Below are 1,945 nucleotides of genomic sequence, written 5' to 3' on the forward strand. Positions count from 1 at the left end.
GCCGGGATGACGGCGAATAACGCCGGAACGCCGGCTGGCGACGCGGCGGTCTCGGAGGGGAGCCCCGACGGGGTGGCTCCGGAGTCGCAGTCGGGCGGTTCCGGCGCGGCCGTGGAGACCGCGGCGGCCGCGGAAAGCGATCGGCTTGACCCTGAGACACGCGCCGTGATCGAGGAACTGGGCGATGTCGATGTCGCGGAGACGCCCCCGGTGGAACTGCTTTCGCGGGTTCAGGAGTGGCAGGAGCGGCTGGAATGAGGCTGCGTCTGACGTAAGAACTAATGTCTGACCTCGTCGTGTGGTGTGTATGGGCATCATGAGCAAGATCCTCGGCGGGGGTGGGAGCCGCTCCGTCGACGACTACGTCGAGCTCGACACGGACGACTTCGCCGACGCGCACGCGGAGACGGGCACACAGGTACACTTCGCCGAGATCGGCGACCAGAGCGACGTCATCCCGATCAAAGACGCCGTCTACGACGGGGACTTCGTCATCGCCGACATCACCCGCCACTCCACGTCGGACCGGACGATAGAACACGTCTACGACGAACTCCGGCAGGTGGTACAGGAGGTCGACGGCGACATCGTCCAGAAGGGCGACGACCAGATCATCGTCACCCCCACGGGCGTCAAGGTCTCGCGGCAGAAGCTGTAAGCACCGCCTTCCCGCGACCACCTCCGTTTGTCTTTCCGCCGTCCCGGCTTTCCGGCCGGATCCGGGCGCACCGGCCGAACCGTGTCATATATGGCGTTCTCCCGCCCACGTAGAGTCGAATGGACGAGCCGGTCCTGTTGACGGGTGCCGGGGGACGGTGGGACAGGCCATCCTCCGCGGCATCGGCGACGACTACGAGTGGCGGCTCCTCGACCGGGAACCGCTCCCGGCCGCGAAGGTGCCCGCCGACGTTACTGACGCCGATCTACACGTCGCTGACATCACCGACGAGCGCGCCGTCCGCGAGGCGGTCGCCGACGTCGGCGCGGTGATCCACCTCGCGGGCGACCCCCGGAAGACAGCGCCGTGGGACTCCGTCCTCAGAAACAACATCGACGGCGCACAGGTCGTGATGCGCGCCGCCGCCGAGGCCGGCGTCGAGAAGTTCGTTTTCGCCTCCTCGAACCACGCCGTCGGCGGCTACGAGACCGACGAGCGGACCCCGAACCTGTACCGCGAGGACGACGACTACCGGCTTGACGGCACGGAACTCCCCCGCCCCGGCAACCTCTACGGCGTCTCGAAGGCGGCCGGCGAGTCGCTCGGGCGCTTCTACCACGACGAGTACGGGATGAGCGTCGTCTGCGTCCGCATCGGCAACCTCACCAAGAACCACCCGCCGCGCGAGTACGAGCGCGGACAGGCGATGTGGCTCTCGCACCGCGACTGCGCGCACCTGTTCGACCGCTGTCTCCGGGCCGACTACGGCTACGAGGTCGTGTACGGCATCTCGGACAACGACCGCCGCTACTACTCGATCGAACGCGCCCGCGAGGCGCTCGGCTACGATCCGGCCGACAACTCCGCCGACTACACGTTCGAGGGCGAACCCAAACCGGACCCCGACTCCGACACCGACCGGGAGTCCGTCGACGACCCCGACGTGACGGCGGACGACGCGCCCGCCGAGCCGAATTTCCCCGCCGACCCAGACGCGCCGAGCGACGACGCCTGACCGACTCGGTCGGTCGTCGCCCGCGGTCCCGCTCCGACTCGTTAAAACAGTCCGTCGACGTCGCGCCGCTTCCGCTCCTCGATCGCCACGTGATCGGCCAGCCGCGCGGCCACCTGCGGCCGGGTGTCCGGCGTGTAGAGGTAGGCGAACAAGAGTTCCGCAAAGCGACTCCGCCCCGTCCCCCGCTCCGTTTCAGCGAGGTCGGCCGCGACCGCGAGCGCCTCGGCGTCGCCCGGCTCGCCCGTCCTCGCCAGCGCCGGAGCTGCGAGCCG

General features: G+C 68.9%; 2 protein-coding genes and 2 pseudogenes. 3 read left to right on the top strand and 1 reads right to left on the bottom strand.

The window, feature by feature from the left end; translation table 11 throughout:
- The 3 genes and pseudogenes from BN903_RS07405 to azf form a co-directional block, all read left to right on the top strand.
- Positions 1 to 258: hypothetical protein (locus BN903_RS07405; RefSeq protein ID WP_195155753.1), on the top strand; the 258-nt coding region annotated here is incomplete at its 5' end.
- Between the two features lie 49 nt (positions 259 to 307).
- Complete coding sequence (gene sepF, locus BN903_RS07410; protein ID WP_048077143.1) at positions 308 to 658, top strand: cell division protein SepF; 351 nt, start codon at positions 308 to 310, stop codon at positions 656 to 658.
- A gap of 119 nt (positions 659 to 777) precedes the next feature.
- A pseudogene (gene azf / locus BN903_RS07415) lies at positions 778 to 1,673 on the top strand (NAD-dependent glucose-6-phosphate dehydrogenase Azf).
- Positions 1,674 to 1,714: 41 nt separating this feature from the next.
- On the opposite strand, the pseudogene BN903_RS07420 reads toward azf, so the two are convergent.
- Positions 1,715 to 1,945 (bottom strand): annotated as a pseudogene (locus tag BN903_RS07420) (hypothetical protein); the annotation flags it as partial.

It is taken from the genome of Halorubrum sp. AJ67 (assembly GCF_000513435.1).